The organism is Hymenobacter humi (genome assembly GCF_042665855.1).
GTDB classification, from domain to species: domain Bacteria; phylum Bacteroidota; class Bacteroidia; order Cytophagales; family Hymenobacteraceae; genus Hymenobacter; species Hymenobacter humi.
This window is the reverse complement of sequence record NZ_JBHTEK010000001.1, coordinates 2612047-2626486: the sequence shown is the minus strand read 5'-3', so window position 1 is coordinate 2626486 and position 14440 is coordinate 2612047. Positions and strand designations below refer to the sequence as shown.

General features: G+C 60.5%; 23 protein-coding genes. 21 read left to right on the top strand and 2 right to left on the bottom strand.

Features of this window, described 5'->3' with window-relative positions; genetic code table 11:
* Positions 1 to 40 precede the first annotated feature (40 nt).
* The 7 genes from ACFQT0_RS14780 to ACFQT0_RS14750 all read left to right on the top strand — a co-directional run bounded on the left by ACFQT0_RS14780 (position 41) and on the right by ACFQT0_RS14750 (position 3264).
* On the top strand, positions 41 to 352 hold the full coding sequence (locus tag ACFQT0_RS14780; RefSeq protein WP_380203854.1) for a hypothetical protein: 312 nt from the start codon (positions 41 to 43) through the stop codon (positions 350 to 352).
* Positions 337 to 594 (top strand): hypothetical protein, encoded by a 258-nt coding sequence (locus ACFQT0_RS14775; protein WP_380203852.1) that lies wholly within the window; start codon positions 337 to 339, stop codon positions 592 to 594. The genes ACFQT0_RS14780 and ACFQT0_RS14775 overlap by 16 nt, the downstream gene beginning before the upstream one ends.
* Before the next feature lie 144 nt (positions 595 to 738).
* Positions 739 to 1068: a hypothetical protein gene (locus tag ACFQT0_RS14770; RefSeq protein ID WP_380203850.1), complete on the top strand. Its 330-nt coding sequence runs from the start codon at positions 739 to 741 to the stop codon at positions 1066 to 1068.
* Positions 977 to 1330 carry a hypothetical protein gene (locus ACFQT0_RS14765; RefSeq protein WP_380203848.1) on the top strand — a complete coding sequence of 118 codons (354 nt, stop codon included), beginning with the start codon at positions 977 to 979 and terminating at the stop codon, positions 1328 to 1330. Before ACFQT0_RS14770 ends, ACFQT0_RS14765 begins: the two co-directional genes overlap by 92 nt.
* Entirely contained in the window at positions 1314 to 1775 is a 462-nt protein-coding gene (locus ACFQT0_RS14760) for an NAD-dependent epimerase/dehydratase family protein (RefSeq protein WP_380203846.1), read from the top strand. Before ACFQT0_RS14765 ends, ACFQT0_RS14760 begins: the two co-directional genes overlap by 17 nt.
* 5 nt (positions 1776 to 1780) lie before the next feature.
* Positions 1781 to 2590 carry an NAD-dependent epimerase/dehydratase family protein gene (locus ACFQT0_RS14755; RefSeq protein ID WP_380203844.1) on the top strand — a complete coding sequence of 270 codons (810 nt, stop codon included), beginning with the start codon at positions 1781 to 1783 and terminating at the stop codon, positions 2588 to 2590.
* The gene (locus ACFQT0_RS14750; protein ID WP_380203842.1) at positions 2530 to 3264 is read left to right on the top strand and encodes an ATP-grasp domain-containing protein; all 735 of its coding nucleotides are present in this window, start codon (positions 2530 to 2532) and stop codon (positions 3262 to 3264) included. Before ACFQT0_RS14755 ends, ACFQT0_RS14750 begins: the two co-directional genes overlap by 61 nt.
* A gap of 45 nt (positions 3265 to 3309) precedes the next feature.
* On the opposite strand, the gene ACFQT0_RS14745 is transcribed toward ACFQT0_RS14750, so the two are convergent.
* Positions 3310 to 3582, bottom strand: a complete 273-nt coding sequence (locus ACFQT0_RS14745; protein WP_380203840.1) for a hypothetical protein — start codon at positions 3580 to 3582, stop codon at positions 3310 to 3312.
* A gap of 16 nt (positions 3583 to 3598) precedes the next feature.
* On the opposite strand from ACFQT0_RS14745, the gene ACFQT0_RS14740 reads away from it, so the two are divergent.
* Together ACFQT0_RS14740 and ACFQT0_RS14735 are read left to right on the top strand one after the other, a co-directional pair.
* Positions 3599 to 4030, top strand: coding sequence for an HAD family hydrolase (locus ACFQT0_RS14740; RefSeq protein WP_380203838.1), 432 nt, complete (start codon positions 3599 to 3601; stop codon positions 4028 to 4030).
* 64 nt (positions 4031 to 4094) lie between these two features.
* A complete protein-coding gene (locus tag ACFQT0_RS14735) occupies positions 4095 to 4901 on the top strand; it encodes a hypothetical protein (RefSeq protein ID WP_380203836.1) in 807 nt (268 codons plus the stop codon).
* Between the two features lie 292 nt (positions 4902 to 5193).
* Here ACFQT0_RS14735 and ACFQT0_RS14730 read toward each other — a convergent pair whose 3' ends face one another.
* Positions 5194 to 5946, bottom strand: coding sequence for an IS5 family transposase (locus tag ACFQT0_RS14730; protein WP_380199736.1), 753 nt, complete (start codon positions 5944 to 5946; stop codon positions 5194 to 5196).
* Between the two features lie 70 nt (positions 5947 to 6016).
* Here ACFQT0_RS14730 and ACFQT0_RS14725 point away from each other — a divergent pair, with 70 nt between their 5' ends.
* The 12 genes from ACFQT0_RS14725 (at position 6017) to ACFQT0_RS14660 (ending at position 14438) form a co-directional block, all read left to right on the top strand.
* Positions 6017 to 6403: a hypothetical protein gene (locus ACFQT0_RS14725; protein ID WP_380203834.1), complete on the top strand. Its 387-nt coding sequence runs from the start codon at positions 6017 to 6019 to the stop codon at positions 6401 to 6403.
* Between the two features lie 72 nt (positions 6404 to 6475).
* Positions 6476 to 6745 (top strand): DUF1294 domain-containing protein, encoded by a 270-nt coding sequence (locus tag ACFQT0_RS14720; protein WP_380203832.1) that lies wholly within the window; start codon positions 6476 to 6478, stop codon positions 6743 to 6745.
* Positions 6746 to 7118: 373 nt separating this feature from the next.
* A complete protein-coding gene (locus ACFQT0_RS14715) occupies positions 7119 to 7511 on the top strand; it encodes a hypothetical protein (protein ID WP_380203830.1) in 393 nt (130 codons plus the stop codon).
* A gap of 167 nt (positions 7512 to 7678) precedes the next feature.
* Positions 7679 to 8026 (top strand): hypothetical protein, encoded by a 348-nt coding sequence (locus tag ACFQT0_RS14710; RefSeq protein WP_380203828.1) that lies wholly within the window; start codon positions 7679 to 7681, stop codon positions 8024 to 8026.
* A 521-nt stretch (positions 8027 to 8547) separates the two neighbouring features.
* The gene (locus ACFQT0_RS14705) at positions 8548 to 9024 is read left to right on the top strand and encodes a hypothetical protein (RefSeq protein WP_380203826.1); all 477 of its coding nucleotides are present in this window, start codon (positions 8548 to 8550) and stop codon (positions 9022 to 9024) included.
* A 15-nt stretch (positions 9025 to 9039) separates the two neighbouring features.
* Entirely contained in the window at positions 9040 to 9510 is a 471-nt protein-coding gene (locus ACFQT0_RS14700) for a hypothetical protein (RefSeq protein WP_380203824.1), read from the top strand.
* Positions 9511 to 9739: 229 nt separating this feature from the next.
* The gene (locus ACFQT0_RS14695; protein WP_380203822.1) at positions 9740 to 10180 is read left to right on the top strand and encodes a hypothetical protein; all 441 of its coding nucleotides are present in this window, start codon (positions 9740 to 9742) and stop codon (positions 10178 to 10180) included.
* 398 nt (positions 10181 to 10578) lie between these two features.
* Positions 10579 to 11622, top strand: coding sequence for an N-acetylneuraminate synthase family protein (locus ACFQT0_RS31665; protein ID WP_449272066.1), 1044 nt, complete (start codon positions 10579 to 10581; stop codon positions 11620 to 11622).
* Between the two features lie 107 nt (positions 11623 to 11729).
* Positions 11730 to 12335: a hypothetical protein gene (locus ACFQT0_RS14675; protein WP_380203820.1), complete on the top strand. Its 606-nt coding sequence runs from the start codon at positions 11730 to 11732 to the stop codon at positions 12333 to 12335.
* Positions 12302 to 13030 carry a hypothetical protein gene (locus ACFQT0_RS14670; protein ID WP_380203818.1) on the top strand — a complete coding sequence of 243 codons (729 nt, stop codon included), beginning with the start codon at positions 12302 to 12304 and terminating at the stop codon, positions 13028 to 13030. The genes ACFQT0_RS14675 and ACFQT0_RS14670 overlap by 34 nt, the downstream gene beginning before the upstream one ends.
* Positions 13031 to 13101: 71 nt before the next feature.
* On the top strand, positions 13102 to 13857 hold the full coding sequence (locus ACFQT0_RS14665) for a DUF7033 domain-containing protein (protein ID WP_380203816.1): 756 nt from the start codon (positions 13102 to 13104) through the stop codon (positions 13855 to 13857).
* Positions 13854 to 14438 (top strand): hypothetical protein, encoded by a 585-nt coding sequence (locus ACFQT0_RS14660; protein ID WP_380203814.1) that lies wholly within the window; start codon positions 13854 to 13856, stop codon positions 14436 to 14438. Before ACFQT0_RS14665 ends, ACFQT0_RS14660 begins: the two co-directional genes overlap by 4 nt.
* The last annotated feature ends 2 nt before the right edge of the window (positions 14439 to 14440 follow it).

Sequence of the window (14440 nt, the reverse complement as noted above, 5' to 3'; positions counted from 1 at the left end):
CCTGCTGTTTTTCACCGAGCTCTACCAGCAAATCATTCCGGTGCACGGCGTGGCCATGGAGTTTGGCGTGCGCTGGGGCCAGAACCTGGCTTTGATGCACGCGCTGCGCGGCATCTACGAGCCCTTCAACTACAACCGCAAAATCATTGGTTTCGACACCTTCGGCGGCTTTCCGTCGGTAGACCCCAAGGACGGTGACCGGGTGAAGGAAGGCGACTACGGCGTGACCGAAAACTACCAGGAATACCTCACCCAAATCCTGGCCCTGCACGAAGCAGACAGCCCCATTCCGCATAAGCGCAAGTTTGAGTGGTGGCCGGCGACGCCTCCGAAACCGTGCCCCGCTACCTGAAGGACCACCCCGAAACCGTCATCGCCTTCGCTTACTTCGACTTCGACATCTACGCCCCCACCAAGGCCTGCCTCGAAGCCATCCGGCCCCGCCTGACCAAGGGCGCCATCGTGGCGTTTGATGAGCTCAACTGTCCGGAGTTTCCCGGCGAAACGCTGGCCTTTGACGAGGTGTTTGGCGTGGCCAACTACGCGCTGCGCCGCAGCCCGCTCAACCCGCTGATTTCGTATTTGGTTGTCTGATACTAATTAGGACGTCATGCTGAGCGCAGTCGAAGCATCTCGCGTGTGGTAGTAACTCAATCGATTGGATTACTGCTTCGAGCGAGATGCTTCGGCTGCGCTCAGCATGACGGCATTTTTACGGCCACGAATCTACCTTTTGCTTTGACTATCTACCGCCCCCTCCCCCAAGCCGAATACCGCTGGGAAAACTACCGGCTCATTCCCATTCGCTACGAAGACCGGGAGCCCATCCGGGCCTGGCGCAACGCCCAACTGGAAGTGCTGCGCCAGGCCGAGCCGCTCACGGCCGAGCAGCAGGATGCCTATTTCCAGCGCGTGGTATTGCCGCTGTTTGAGCAGGAAAAACCCGGGCAATTGCTGTTTTCGTTGCTGCACCACGATGGTGGTGGCCTACGGCGGCCTGGTGCACGTCTCCTGGCCCGACAGCCGGGCCGAAGTCTCCTTTCTGACCGAGCCGGCACGAGCCGCTGAGCCGGAAACCTACCGAAACGACTTTCTGGCGCACCTCCGGCTTCTGGGCCAGGCCGCTTTCGTTGGGCTGAAATTTAACCGCTTGTTTACGGAAACTTACGATATCCGCCCAGCGCACGTCGCCATTCTGGAAGAAGCGGGCTTTCGGCTGGAAGGGCGCCTGCGCCAGCACGTGCGCCTGGCTCCGGATACCTTTGCCGACTCACTGATGCACGGCCAGCTGGCCGCCGACTATGCCACAGCCTTTGGTTCTGCCCTTTAAACGAATTTTCATCAGCGGCGGCGCCGGCGTTATCGGCCAGGAAATGGTGCGCCGCCTGGCTGGTTTGCCCGCTGATATCCAGGTTTTGGTCGGCGACATCAAGCCCCGGCCAGCCGATTTTCCGGCCCGCTTCCAATACCGCCAGGGCGACCTGAACTTTCTGACTGAACAGGAAATCGGCACGTTCGGCCCCGATTTGTTTATCCACTTGGCGGCCACATTCGAACGCTCGACGGAAACCTACGGGTTCTGGGAGGAGAACTTTCAGCACAACGTGCGCCTCAGTCACCACCTCATGACGGTGCAGAAGGACCTGCCGTCGCTGCGGCGGGTGGTGTTTGCCTCCAGCTACCTTATCTACGACCCGGCGCTGTACAACTTCGCCGAGGTGCCGGCCCAGCCCGCTCGCTGCGCGAAGACGACCCCATCCTGCCCCGCAACCTGACGGGCATGGCCAAGCTGGCGCACGAAATTGAGCTGCGATTCCTACAAACCTTTCGGGCCGAGCAGTTCAGCACGGCCATTCCGCGCATCTACCGCGGCTACGGCCGCAACGGGCGCGACATCACCTCGCGCTGGGTGCGCATGCTGCTGGCCGGCGAAGAAATCACCGTGTATGGCGCCGAGTCATTCTTTGACTATCTCTACGCCGCCGACACGGCCGAGGGCCTGCTGCGCCTCGCCGCGGCCGAGAGCGTTACGGGCATCATCAACCTGGGCACCGGCCGCGCCCGCCGCGTGAGCGACGTGGTGGAGGTATTAAAGCAAAACTTCCCCGACCTGCGGGCCAAATACGTGGCGTCAGACATTCCTTTTGAGGCTTCGCAGGCCGATATGACGCTGTGGTCGAGCCAGATTGATTGGCTGCCGCCCACCACGTTGGAAGCGGCCATCCCGGAAATCATAGCCTACGAGCGCGCCCGGGCCAATGCACCAGCCGCGGCCAAGGCCCCGGGCCACGTGCTCATCAGCAGCGCGGCGGCCAAGGTGCCGCTGGTGCAAGCGGTGCGGGCAGCGGCCCAGCGCCTGCACCCCGACATGAAAGTGGTGGCCGGCGACATGAATCCAACTTGCCTGGCCCAACATTTCGCGGATGCTTTCTGGCAAATGCCCGCCACGACCGACGAGCATCTGGCCGACATCCTTGGATACTGCCACGCGCACGGCATCGGCCACATCATCCCGACCCGCGATGGCGAGTGGCCTTCTGGAGCCGGCACCGGGCCGCGCTGGCCAACGCTGGCATTGCCGTGCTGGTGAGCGCGCCCGAAGCCGTACACCGCTGCCTCGACAAGCTGGAATTCTCCACCTTCGGGCAGGAAGCCGGCCTGCCCATCATTCCAGCCTCGCTCAATCTGGAAGCACACTACCTCTTTGGCAACCAGGAAGCGGAAGTCAACAGCAGCTTTGTGGTGAAGGAGCGGTACGGCGCCGGCTCGCTTAGCCTTGGGCTAAACCTGCCGGAGGCGGCTGCCTTGGCCCATGCCCACACCTTGCAGGAACCTATCTTCCAACCTTTTGTGCACGGCCGGGAAATCAGCGTGGATGCGTATGTGGACCGCCGCGGCAACGTCCGGGGCGTCGTGCCGCGCACCCGCGACGTGGTAGTGCGCGGCGAATCGCAGGTGACCACCACGCTGGACGACCCGGCGCTGGTGGACCGGCTGGTCCCCATCGTGGAGAAATTGGGCCTCTACGGCCCGCTGGTGCTGCAGGCGCTGCTCACCGACGATGGCGGCCTGCACCTCATCGAGTGCAACTGCCGCTTTGGCGGCGCGTCCACCCTGGGCATCGCGGCGGGAGTCGACTCCTTTTTCTGGTTTTTGCAGGAAGCCGCTGGGGCTGATTTGGACCAGTTTCCGTTCCAGCCGGCAGCGGGGCCGTTGCGCCAGGTGCGGGCGGCCGTGGATATCATAATGAGGAATTTTGAATGAAGAATGAGGAATTAGCTCAACTACCAATTCCTCATTCCTCAATCTTCATTCCTCATTAAGCGCAGCGCCATGCCCGTTCTCGTTTTCGACCTCGACGACACGCTTTACCCCGAATTGAGCTATGTGCACAGCGGCTTCCGGGCGGTGGCCGAGTTCTTGAGCCCGCTGCTGGACGTGCCGGCCGAAACTCTGGCCGCCGGCATGATTGCGGAGGAAGCCACCCAGGGCCGGGGCCAGGTGTTTGATAACGTGCTGCGCCAACACAGCCGCTGGAGCAAAACCCTGGTAGCGGCTTGCCTGCGCACCTACCGTCAGCACCTGCCGCAGGCTGGCCTTGTACCCCGACGCCGAGCGCTGCCTTGCCCGCTTTGCAGAGTGGCCACTGTACCTCGTCACCGATGGGCACAAGGAAGTGCAGGCCCGCAAAGTGTTGGCGATGGATGTTGCGGCCACTGTGCGCCACGCGTACCTCACCAACCGCTACGGCCGCCACCGGGCCAAGCCCTCGCCGCACGTATTTGAGCTGATTTGTCGGCGCGAGGGCGTGACGGCGGGCCAAGTGATTTACGTGGGAGATAATCCTCGGAAGGATTTTGTGGGCATCAAGCCGCTGGGCTTCCGCACGGTGCGCATTCTGCGCGGCAACTACGCGCACCTGGAAGCCGATGAGGCCCACGAAGCCCACCGCCGCATTCACTCGCTGGATGAGCTGACGGAGGAGTTTGTAACCTCGCTCTGCATGCCCCCGCCGAGGCTGGCTAACTAAAGCCTATGGTTGAGGTGTGTGTTTAAATTACCGTTTCTTTGAACCCTCGCGCTTTCGTGCAGCAATGAAAATCCTCTGCTCAGCCGCCCGGTTTCTTTGCTTCCTCCTCCTGAGCGCGTGTTCTCAACAAAGACCCACAGAGGTGACCGTGGAGCCACCCAGCCCCCAGCAGACTCCCCCTCGCGGCCCCTATTTCCTCAACCGCACCGACTCGACCTGCCGCGCCGAACTCCAGCACGCGCAGGCCGATGCACAGCAGGGACAGCTCACCTATTTCCTCTTCCAGAAGGCCCGGTACGCCGCCGATTTGGACACGTTACTGCACGGCCACGGCATCCGTTTTCGCTACAACCCCATGAACTGCACGCAGCAGGAACGCTGCTACGCCCACTACATGGACAGCGTCATCACCCGGTTGCACGGCCCTGCCTTTCTGGAGCGAATCAAACAAGCCACCAGTCAGCGCTTTGTGTCGGCGTGGCGTACGCGCACCTACCGGGAGTGGGACCTCGATGTTCCGCCGCATGGGGGCATCCAGGACTTGGACGCGTACGTTACCGCGAACTTACCGCGCCCCCAGGGGTGGGACACGCGACCCAAACTGGGGATGTTTCAGGGCATTGCCGAGCGGCAGTTCCTATTCGCCGCCCTCACCGTGGAACGCAGCGGTCAGCTGGGAGAAATCAGCTTTCCCGCCGATATGCCCAGCAATGTCAACGCAACTAACCGCCGGTACCTGCCCTCCGTCAAACAAGAAATCCGTCGCTTGCTTCGCGCAGCGGGACCCTGGCAGGCAGGCCGACTCGCGGGCCAAAGGGTGAGCGCGACGCTCTATGTGGACGTGACGCTCAACCCAGAGCAAATGCCATGAGTGGCCATGGCAAGCGAAAACAAGCACTATGTATTCATTGAGTCTCCAGGAACCCTCGTTTAGCGATTCCGACCGTGGCTGTTGCAGAACGCGGCGAGTGCACGCATCGCCGAGCAACCGCAAGGGCGCTCGGCCGAAAGCGGGGCGCCAGGGGCTTATCCCAGTTGTTGATGAACCAGGAAACCGGTGGGGAGTGCCCGCTTCGGGAGTTCTGCAACAGCCACCACCCTTTCGCTAAACCGTGAGAGGCGCGTCGGATTAACGGCGGTGGCGGTTGAATGGCTAGGAAGTGTTAACAGTCACGGAGCCACAAAACGGTCGCCGCCAAATGAACAAAGGCCAAGAAATGCGCATCGAGCTTGTCGTAACGGGTGGCCACGCGGCGAAACTGCTTGAGGCGGCTGAAGAGTCGCTCGACGGGGTGGCGCTGGGCGTAGCGGGCCGCGTCGTAAGCCCGCGGGGTGCGGCGCTTGCACCGGGGCGGAATCACGGCGCAGGTGCCGCGGGCGGCGAGCGCGGCCACGAGCGGGTCGGAATCGTAGCCGCGGTCGGCGACGAGGTGCGTCGGGGCCAGCCCCTCGAGCAGCGGCAAGGCCTGCGGGGCGTCGTGGCGCTGGCCGGCTGTCAGCCGGCAGCGCACAAGCCGCCCCTGCGCATCGGCGGCCACGTGCAGCTTGCTGGTCAAGCCGCCGCGGCTGCGCCCGAGGGCTTGCGGTCCGTTTTTGCGCGCGCCGCTCGCGTGCTGGTGGGCCCGCACGGTGGTCGAATCGACCAGCAGCGTGTGCAGCGCGTCGTCCTGCTGCACGGCCGCCAGCACCCGGGCCCACACGCCGGACGCGGCCCAGCGCTGGAAGCGCGTGTACGTCGTGTGCCAGTTGCCCCATTCGGCCGGCAAGGCCCGCCAGCGGCAACCGTTGCGCGTCAACCAGAGCACCGCCTCCACGAAACGCCGGTTGTCGTGGCCCCGGCCCCCGCTCGTGCCTTCTCGACCCGGCAGCAGGGGCGCGATGCGTGCCCACTGCGCTTCCGTTAGCAGAAAATCCATGCTCCAATTTACTTCTCACTGTTAACACTTCCTAGGTAGTCTTTCTGGCAACGCTACCTTTTGCGGCCTTATGTTCTCCCCCGCTAAAACCATCGTCGTCCTCTTGGTGAGTCTGGTGCTCGCGGCCGCCCTTCTCACGCTCCCCACCGGAGATGCGCTACCGCGTCAGATGAGATTCACCTACAACTTGTTCTATAGCGTCGTATTCGGCTGGGCGTTCTACGTGCCCTTCGTTGCCGCTTACGCCGCCGCCGCTCGTCGCTGGCAGCTGACGCCTTGGTCGGCGCCAGGGCTGGGCTTAGTTTTAGCGGCGGGGGTCACGTCCCCGGTCTGGGCGAGCCCAAGCTTCCCGGCCTTTAGCGGCGTGCGCTTTTTTGATGGGCTGGGCTGGGCAGTTGGCGGGGCGTGCTATGCCTTGCTGCACCACTTCTGGATTGTACCCTCCCGCAGTCGATAGCCTAGTGCGTGACGATGCTAGTATAATTGGCTGACCCTTTGGCTGAACGCAGCTCTATAACTTGCGGGCACGATGAAAATAGTCTTGAGTGGCCTGTTGTTGTCCAATCTGCTGTGTTTCCTGCTCTTCGCCTGGGACAAACGCAAAGCCCAACGCGGCCAGCGGCGCATTGCCGAAAAAACGCTGCACTGGGCGACGCTGCCGGGCGCTGCGCCCGGCGCGTGGGCGGCGATGTGGCTGCTGCACCATAAAACCCGCAAAGCTGCTTTCTGGGGCGTGACCCTGGGGCTGACGCTGCTGCAAGGAGCGGTACTCTATTTCACGTGGCCTTCCTTCAGCTGAACGGCGTGCGTTTATGTTCATACCGTTTGGGTAAACTTCTAGGAGCAGGTATTACCGCTTAGCCAGTACTTTGGCTATAATAAATCTTCCTCACTTGTTTCCACTATTCCGTGCGCCCTCTATTCGGTTTGCTACTTCTGCTGCTTTTTATTGGTAACTCCGATGCCCTGGGGGATGCTGGGAAGCCACCACGCGCGCGGTTGCTTTCTCCGCCTGACACATTGGAACTGCCCCCGTCTTATTGGCGCAAAGCTGCGGCCTTGGTCGAACGCGCTGTCCAGGAAGAGGGCTGGCTGAATTTTAAGTACGCCGACACCGGGGGTTTCATTCCCTGAAGCAGTACCGCCGACAAGGCAGCTGCCGCATTGTTCCGGTGGCATACTTGTCGGCCGGACCGTTTCAACGCTACCAACCGGGCGAGGACCTCGGACAGTACTGGCGCTGGGACACGCTGCACTTCCAGGCCGTGGCGTATCAACGCCGCCGGCCCGTTGGGCTCTTGAGCTTCCGCGCGTCCCCTGAGATGTCCAGCGTCTTCTTCTCGTGCGCCGAGGTACCCGGCCCCGGCATCGCCCGGTATAAGCAGGGGCTGTTTCGCTTGTACGTGACGGCCTCTGTGGGGGCGTACTGCGTTCGGTCCAACGGGCGCGTGTGGGTGCTGGACCCGCGAACTGGTGGGCTGCAGACGGTGGACGCGTGGATGCAGGAACAAGGCGGGGTGGTAGCCGTCAAGCAGAAGGTGGCCTATTATTATTCTGATAACTAAAAACCTCCTTTCAGCGATTCAGACCCTTTCGATAAACTGCGTTTCCATGGCCTTATCTTGGCTAACCGTTGCCCGGTTCGTGCTTCGGATGAAGTGCTCTCGCGATGGAAGCTGCCAAAAAGGATAGGAACGACGTCCTAGCCTCCCACCTGCTCCTTACAGGGCTGGTGGCGATTTATCTCCTGCTGCTCGCCCGGTGGATGATGGGCTTTGCCCCGCTCAGGTCCACGCCGTGGCCTTACCTAATCCACCTCAGCACGGCCCTTTCCTTTGCGTTGATGGCGGCCCCCTACTACGCCGTGCGTTCTGGCAAGCGGTGGAGCCGAACCGTGGTCTTGGCGGTGGTGGCCGCAACCCTGTGGCTGAATTTCACCCAGCGCGAAAAAATCGCAAGCGACCCGTTGAATGTGCTGAGCTGGGTGGTGTATGCCGTCACCCACATTGGGGGCTTGGTGCTGCTGTTTTGGCGGCGGCAACGACGGCCTATCACTGACAGGCACCACAAGCCTATGTAACCAAACGCTTCTTCCGCCACACGGAGCTCGTTTCGGTTTCTTACCCTTTTAATAGACATGATTACTTTAAGCGGTTGGAGTCCCGGCCCGTGGCGGGTTAGGCGTAACGCCTTAACCTCGCTTACACTCCGGTAGCACCACCGTTAGCGCACGAGTACCAACCCAAGTGCCGACTGGCCGCTTCAGGCGCTAGTGGAGCGTTTTCTCAACCTGCGCGCTCCCCACGTAGCCAGCATCGCCGCGGTCATAAGGGCAAAGCACAGGCCAAAGGAAATGAGGTGGTTGAGGCGCAGGGTTGCCCCGGCTACAGCGAGCAGCGCGCCGACGACATTAAGCAGCAAAGAAAGCCGGGCTGGGTGCATAGTGCGAGGCTGAAGTGACAAAGGCGGAACGCAGCGTGCCGAAAGGTACTGTATTAGCCCGAACAGAGGCACCAATAACGCTCCTTCCAGCGGATCTGACCGTTTCGCTGAACGTAAGGGTGGTACCGCTACTTTCGCCTTTCCTCCTGCGGTCTTTTCGTGAAAACAACTCTTGTGCGGCTCGTTTACCTGCTCCTATCCGGGGTGCTTGCCGCTTGCGGCTTCTTGGGGGCGGGGTCGCACGTGTACTGCGAATCCGTGGTGGTGGCCTGTCCCAGCGAGGGCATTACTCAACGGCTCACGGCGCTCAAGGCCACGGGCCGCTTTGACGATACGCGCTCGTTTCCGGACGGACTAGGGGAGGAACCGAATGCGCCCCATTACTTTTATTTCTACGACCCGGAACACCAGTTTTTGGTGCTTTTAGAAGTGCCCCGTAACACTCCCACCCACACGGACGTGCACATAAACGCCATCAAGGACTTCACGGCTAGTACCGAATGGCAAGGCTTCAACAAGGACGTGGCGGAAGCGAAGAAAGAGGAGGTCTTGGCGTGGTTTGAACGGGTCATTCGGCCAAACTTGGCGTGCGCGACCTTACCATCGAAATCCAAGAGGGACGCCGTTTCGAAATAAGAATATCCTCGTTTTGTGATTCGGGCCCTTTCAGTAAACACTGGTTTCGCTGCTAGCACCTTGATTTGTGCCGTGGAAATAAAAACGAAGGAGTTGCTCCAAATCATGGTGCACCAAGCCACTACCTTTCTTACCGAAATGGAGGGGTTTTGGCCCTTTGGCGGGGTAGTCAACGGCGAAGGCTTCGTGGTCCCGCTAACAGCCTACCCGGGAGGGAATCAGCCCGATTCGGCGGACGTGCTGGCACTGCTTGAAAAAGGGATTGCCGCAAAATTTGGGAACGAAGAGATTACGGCCGCGGCGATCGTCTCGGACACAGATTATCGGGAAACGCCTGCCAGCGAACGCGCCCAAGCCTTAAAGATCAGGTTGTTGGTGCCCCCAGCCGCGCCAGAGGACCACTACTACCTCTACCGAGTAGAAGTTGGCCAGGTGGTGCTGTATGACTACATCATTCACCGCCCGGTATCTGGACCCTTTCGCTAAACTAGAAACAGGCCTTATCTACCTTTAGCTTAAGGCATCGTCCCGGTCCTATATGCCGCGCCTGCGCTGGCTTTTCTTGTTTCGCTCCTCGGCAGTTTTGGGGCCGTTGTACCAAGCGGCCTAGCATGGTCGCTAGGTCCACGTTCTGTTCCCGCACACCCGAAAGGAAAACACCGCCGGACCAAGCACGTAGCGCAAGGGAAGGCAGCCCACCCCTCTCCTTAAAACAATGAAGCAATTCGTACTTCTTTGGCTGGTGCTCAGTTGGTCAACGAGTCGCCTTTATGCCCAGCAGAAAACCATTACAGGACGATTGATTGATGATCGTCTTAGGACTTTATCATACTTTCCGATAATGATTAATGACACCATTATAGTTGGTAAAACAGATTTAGATGGGGCTTTTCAAATAGACGTCCCTGTTTCCGTGAAAAAACTATTGTTAATTGATATTGGAATGGAGCCAGCATCCATCGAACTTACCGCTGATTGTGATGACGTTGAGGTGGTCATGCTGTTAAGAAGTACTCATGATTTTATAACGCCCAAGCAGGTCGTTAGACGCCGAAGGAAAGAATTTAAGAAGTTACCGAAATTGCATAAAGCAGCCTTCGAGAAAGGACTGTTTAAGAAAGACAAGGGGTGTTACACACAGGAGTTTATTCCTTAATTATAAGAAAAAAGGCATCGCTGGACGTAGGCGGTACCTACGTCTTGAAGATTTCAACAAGAAAAGCTCATTCTATGAAGAACGGGCTTTCTTGTTTTTACCCTCCTTTCCCTGAACCGCAAACTAAACGGCCTGCAAGTTCCGTGAGGGCTTAGAATCGTCTTCCACCGCGTGTATTGAGTTTACGAAACTCGTCTACCAATCAAAGTTTACGAAACTCGTTTAGGCGATGAGTTTCGTAAACTCGGAACGGTTGCGCTAAACGTACCCCTTGCGTTGGTACATCTTTGGCAAAAACACACCTGGAAAGCCTCCTTCCGCGAAGGGCTACGAGTAATTGTCAGGCCTTGCCTGCGCGGAGCCCTACCTTTGCCGCCCTACTTCGCTTCCCGTCAAACATGACCGAAATTACCATCGGTGGCCGTCCGGTTGGCCCCGCCCACAAGCCATTTATCATTGCCGAGATGTCGGGCAACCACAACCAGAGCCTCGAGCGCGCCCTGGCCCTGGTGGATGCCGCTGCTGCCGCGGGCGTCGATGCCCTCAAGCTGCAGACCTACACCGCCGACACCATCACCATGGACACCGGCTTTGCCATCGACGAGGAAGGTCAGTCGCTGTGGGAAGGCAAAAATCTGTACAAGCTTTACGAAGAGGCACACACGCCCTGGGAGTGGCACGCCGAGCTGTTTGCCCGGGCACGGCAGCACGGCATGCTGGCCTTCAGCTCGCCGTTTGATGAGACGGCGGTAGACTTTCTGGAGCAGCTGGACGTGCCGGCCTACAAAATTGCCTCGTTTGAAAATGCCCACTGGCCGCTGCTGCGCAAAGTAGCCGCCACCGGCAAGCCCGTGATAGTGAGCACCGGCGCCGCCACACTGGCCGAAATAGACGACGCCGTGCGGGTGCTGCGCGAAGCCGGCTGCCGCGAGCCTGGTGCTGCTAAAATGCACCAGCACCTACCCCGCCTCGCCGGCCAACACCAACCTGCGCACCATTCCGGTGCTGGCCGAGACCTTCGGCTGCCCCATCGGCCTGAGCGACCACACCATGGGCGTGGGCGCGAGCGTGGCCGCCGTAGCGTTGGGTGCCTGCGTCATCGAAAAGCACTTCACCCTGAGCCGCGCCGAGGGCGGCGTAGACTCTGCCTTTTCGCTGGAGCCGCACGAGTTGAAAATGCTGGTGGAAGAAACCGAACGGGCGCATCAGGCCTTGGGCACGGTGCAGCTCTGCATCCAGGCCGGCGAAGAAAAAGCCGGCTCTACAAGCGCAGCATCTACGTGGCCAGGCCCATCGCGGCCGGCGAGGAATTCACAACGGAAAACCTGAAAATCATCCGGCCCGGCGACGGTCTCTGGCCCCGGAATTGGGAAATTGTACTGGGCCGCAAAGCCACCCGCGACCTGAAGCCCGGCACGCCCCTGACGTGGGAGGCACTATAAGCTGTTAGCTGTTGGCTATTAGCTAATAGCCTCTTTTTCAGGATGCGATTAGTAAACCGATTTGGTTAGCCCATTGTTATGATTTTAAAGTTAACGGCTATCAGCTAATGGCTAATAGCTCAATTCTTGCCCGCCTGCGCGATATTCTGCAGCTGCGCTTCACGGCGGTGTTTGCGGCGCTGCCGCCGGCCGCGCTCGCCAGCATCTCACCGGCCAATCCGCTGAAACGACTGGCACGGGTGCTGGGCTACGCGGGCCTGCGGCTGGTGGGCAACATCTTCCAGCCTATTAAAAACCGCGAGGACCTGCACGGTAAAGTGTGGTTGTACGTGGTAAGCGCCAACAACTACGACGCGCTGGAATTCATTAAACTAGCCCGGCCCGATGCGGTGCTGGTAGCGGGCCAGGCCAAGAACATTGGCCGGTATACTGCCACGGTAAACCGGCTATCGTTGCGCCGCAAGCTGCTGTACTACTGGCAATTTCCGCTGGCCTTTATTGGGCTTATTCGTACAGTCGGCAGCCGAGCCTGGCGGTTCTTCGACTTCATTTTTTACGCCATCGGCTACTACGAGGTGTACCGCCGCGCGCTGCGCCACTACCGGCCGCGGGCGGTGGTCTTTTCTAATGACCACAACGACGACACCCGTTCGCTGCTGCTGGCCTGCCGCGCCGAGGAGTGCCCACAGCCTACGTGCAGCACGCCAGCGTAAGCGCCAACTTCCCGCCCCTGGGCTTCGACCTCAGCCTGCTGGAAGGCCAGGACGCGCTCGACAAATACCGCCTCTGCGGCCCCGTGCAAGGCCAGGTTGAGCTGGTGGGCATGCCCAAGGCGGACGCCTACCTCGCCCGGCGCAACACCGCGCCGGCCGTGCGCCGCGTGGGCGTGGCCTGCAACATCCACGACCCACTGGGCCCGCTGACCGAGGCGCTGGTCTATCTGCTGCGCGAGCTGCCGGAGCTCACGTTCACGCTACGCCCCCACCCCAGCGACGGGCGCGACTTTGAGCCGCTGCGCAAGCTGCTGCCGGCGCTACAGTGGTCGAGCGCCCGGCAAGAAAACGTGTTTGACTTTCTACTGCGGCAGGATGCGCTGGTAGCCGCCGACACCTCCACGCACCTTGAGGCCACGCTGCTGAACGTGGCCAGCATCTACTACCGCTTCGGCACCAACCCGCTGACGGACGATTATTACGGTTACGCGGCCCAGGGCTTGGTTGAACGGGCCAACAGCCCAACGGAACTAGCCGAGGCGCTGCGACGGTACGCCCGCCACAAGCCCGCCGACCTCTACCGCCGCGCCGCTTACTACAACGCCACCCTGGGTACGCCCGACGAAGGCCGCAGCCAGCTCCGCACGCTGGCCTTGCTCAACCAATGGCTCGAAGCCCGGCCCTTGCCCAAGTGAGCACGGGCAAGCCCCGCCGTACTTTTACCGCAATGCCCGCCGTTGCTCCCTCGTCTTCCCTGCCGCCGCTCGTGGCCGCGCCCGTCTCGGTCGAGGCGCGACTAGCCTACGTGCTGCAGCATTTCAGGCTGGCGTATGACAACGTATCGGCGGTAAGTATTGGCTACGCGGCCACGCAGCCAGCCATTGAGATAAAGGACGGCGCCGGCGATTTTTTCCGCCAGGACCAGCCTTATCCACCGGCGCCCAATTGGCGAGAATGGCAGGGCACGGACGTACCGTTTTTCTTCGATGCGGCCCCTGAGGCATCGCTAATTGAGATAAAACCCGGCCGCGCCACCATCAACGCCGACATCATTTCGGCCGCCTTCTACCTCCTCAGTGGCTGGCAGGAGTTCTACTCTGATGGCCGTGACCGGCACGGGCGGTTTCCCTATGCGGCCAGTGTGCAAAAGCAGCATGGCTTTGTAGCACTGCCGGTGGTCAATTACTATTTCGACGTGCTTAAAACCGCCATTGAGCACGTAACCGGCCAGGCGGTCCTCCCTCGGTATTGGGCTGAAAAGGCCCCTTTTGCAGCCTTCATCAGCCACGATATCGACAACCTGCGCAGCGCCTGGAAGGCACCTGCCAAAGCTGCGCTGCAGCAGCGGCAACCGGCAAAGTTCGGCCAGCTGTTGTGGCGACATCTGACGGAGGCCGATGCCTGGGACAATTTAGAAAACGTAGCGGCCGCCATGGCTCCATACGGAGCGAAATCCACATTTTTTATCCTTCCAGCCCACCAACCCGGAGTTGATGGCACACCTAATGCCGATTACGAGTGACTCCAAAGCTGCAGCAGCGCCTGGCGGCGCTGCGGGCGCAGGGCCACGAGGTGGGCCTGCACGGCAGCATCGGCACAGCCACTGATGCCCAGCGCCTGGCCCAGGAGCGGCACATTTTAGCTCAAGCAACGCAAGGACTGCGCTTTCACTACCTGCGCTGGGAGCCCAGAAACACGCCTGCTTGGATTGAGAAGGCTGGCTTTCAGTACGACGCTACGCTGGGCTTTGCCGAGCATTTCGGCTTTCGCAACTCCTACTGTCATCCGTTTTATCCCTTCAACTTTGGCACCGGCACGGCCCACGATTTCCTGGAAATACCGCTGAACGTGATGGATGCCACGCTGCACCATCCCAACTACCTGCAGCTGGGCGCCCACGAAATCCTGCCCGCGCTAACCCCGTTATTTGCCGAAATTGAAAAGTTTGGGGGCGTGGCTTCGGTGCTGTGGCACAACGAAAACTTCGACCCCGCCAATACCACTACCGGCCCCCGGCAGTTTCACGAAATCATGCGGCAGTTGAGCCAGCGCGGGGCGGCTTTCCTCACGGGCCACGAAATTTCGCGGCATTACCCGGCCTAGCC

Coding starts and splice junctions, on each gene's coding strand:
- ACFQT0_RS14725 (WP_380203834.1), top strand. CDS start 6,017: ATGTTCTCCCCCGCTAAAACCATCGTCGTCCTCTTGGTGAGTCTGGTG.
- ACFQT0_RS14730 (WP_380199736.1), bottom strand. CDS start 5,946: ATGGATTTTCTGCTAACGGAAGCGCAGTGGGCACGCATCGCGCCCCTG.
- ACFQT0_RS31665 (WP_449272066.1), top strand. CDS start 10,579: ATGACCGAAATTACCATCGGTGGCCGTCCGGTTGGCCCCGCCCACAAG.
- ACFQT0_RS14695 (WP_380203822.1), top strand. CDS start 9,740: ATGAAGCAATTCGTACTTCTTTGGCTGGTGCTCAGTTGGTCAACGAGT.
- ACFQT0_RS14675 (WP_380203820.1), top strand. CDS start 11,730: ATGGCTAATAGCTCAATTCTTGCCCGCCTGCGCGATATTCTGCAGCTG.
- ACFQT0_RS14765 (WP_380203848.1), top strand. CDS start 977: ATGGTGGTGGCCTACGGCGGCCTGGTGCACGTCTCCTGGCCCGACAGC.
- ACFQT0_RS14735 (WP_380203836.1), top strand. CDS start 4,095: ATGAAAATCCTCTGCTCAGCCGCCCGGTTTCTTTGCTTCCTCCTCCTG.
- ACFQT0_RS14755 (WP_380203844.1), top strand. CDS start 1,781: ATGGCCAAGCTGGCGCACGAAATTGAGCTGCGATTCCTACAAACCTTT.
- ACFQT0_RS14720 (WP_380203832.1), top strand. CDS start 6,476: ATGAAAATAGTCTTGAGTGGCCTGTTGTTGTCCAATCTGCTGTGTTTC.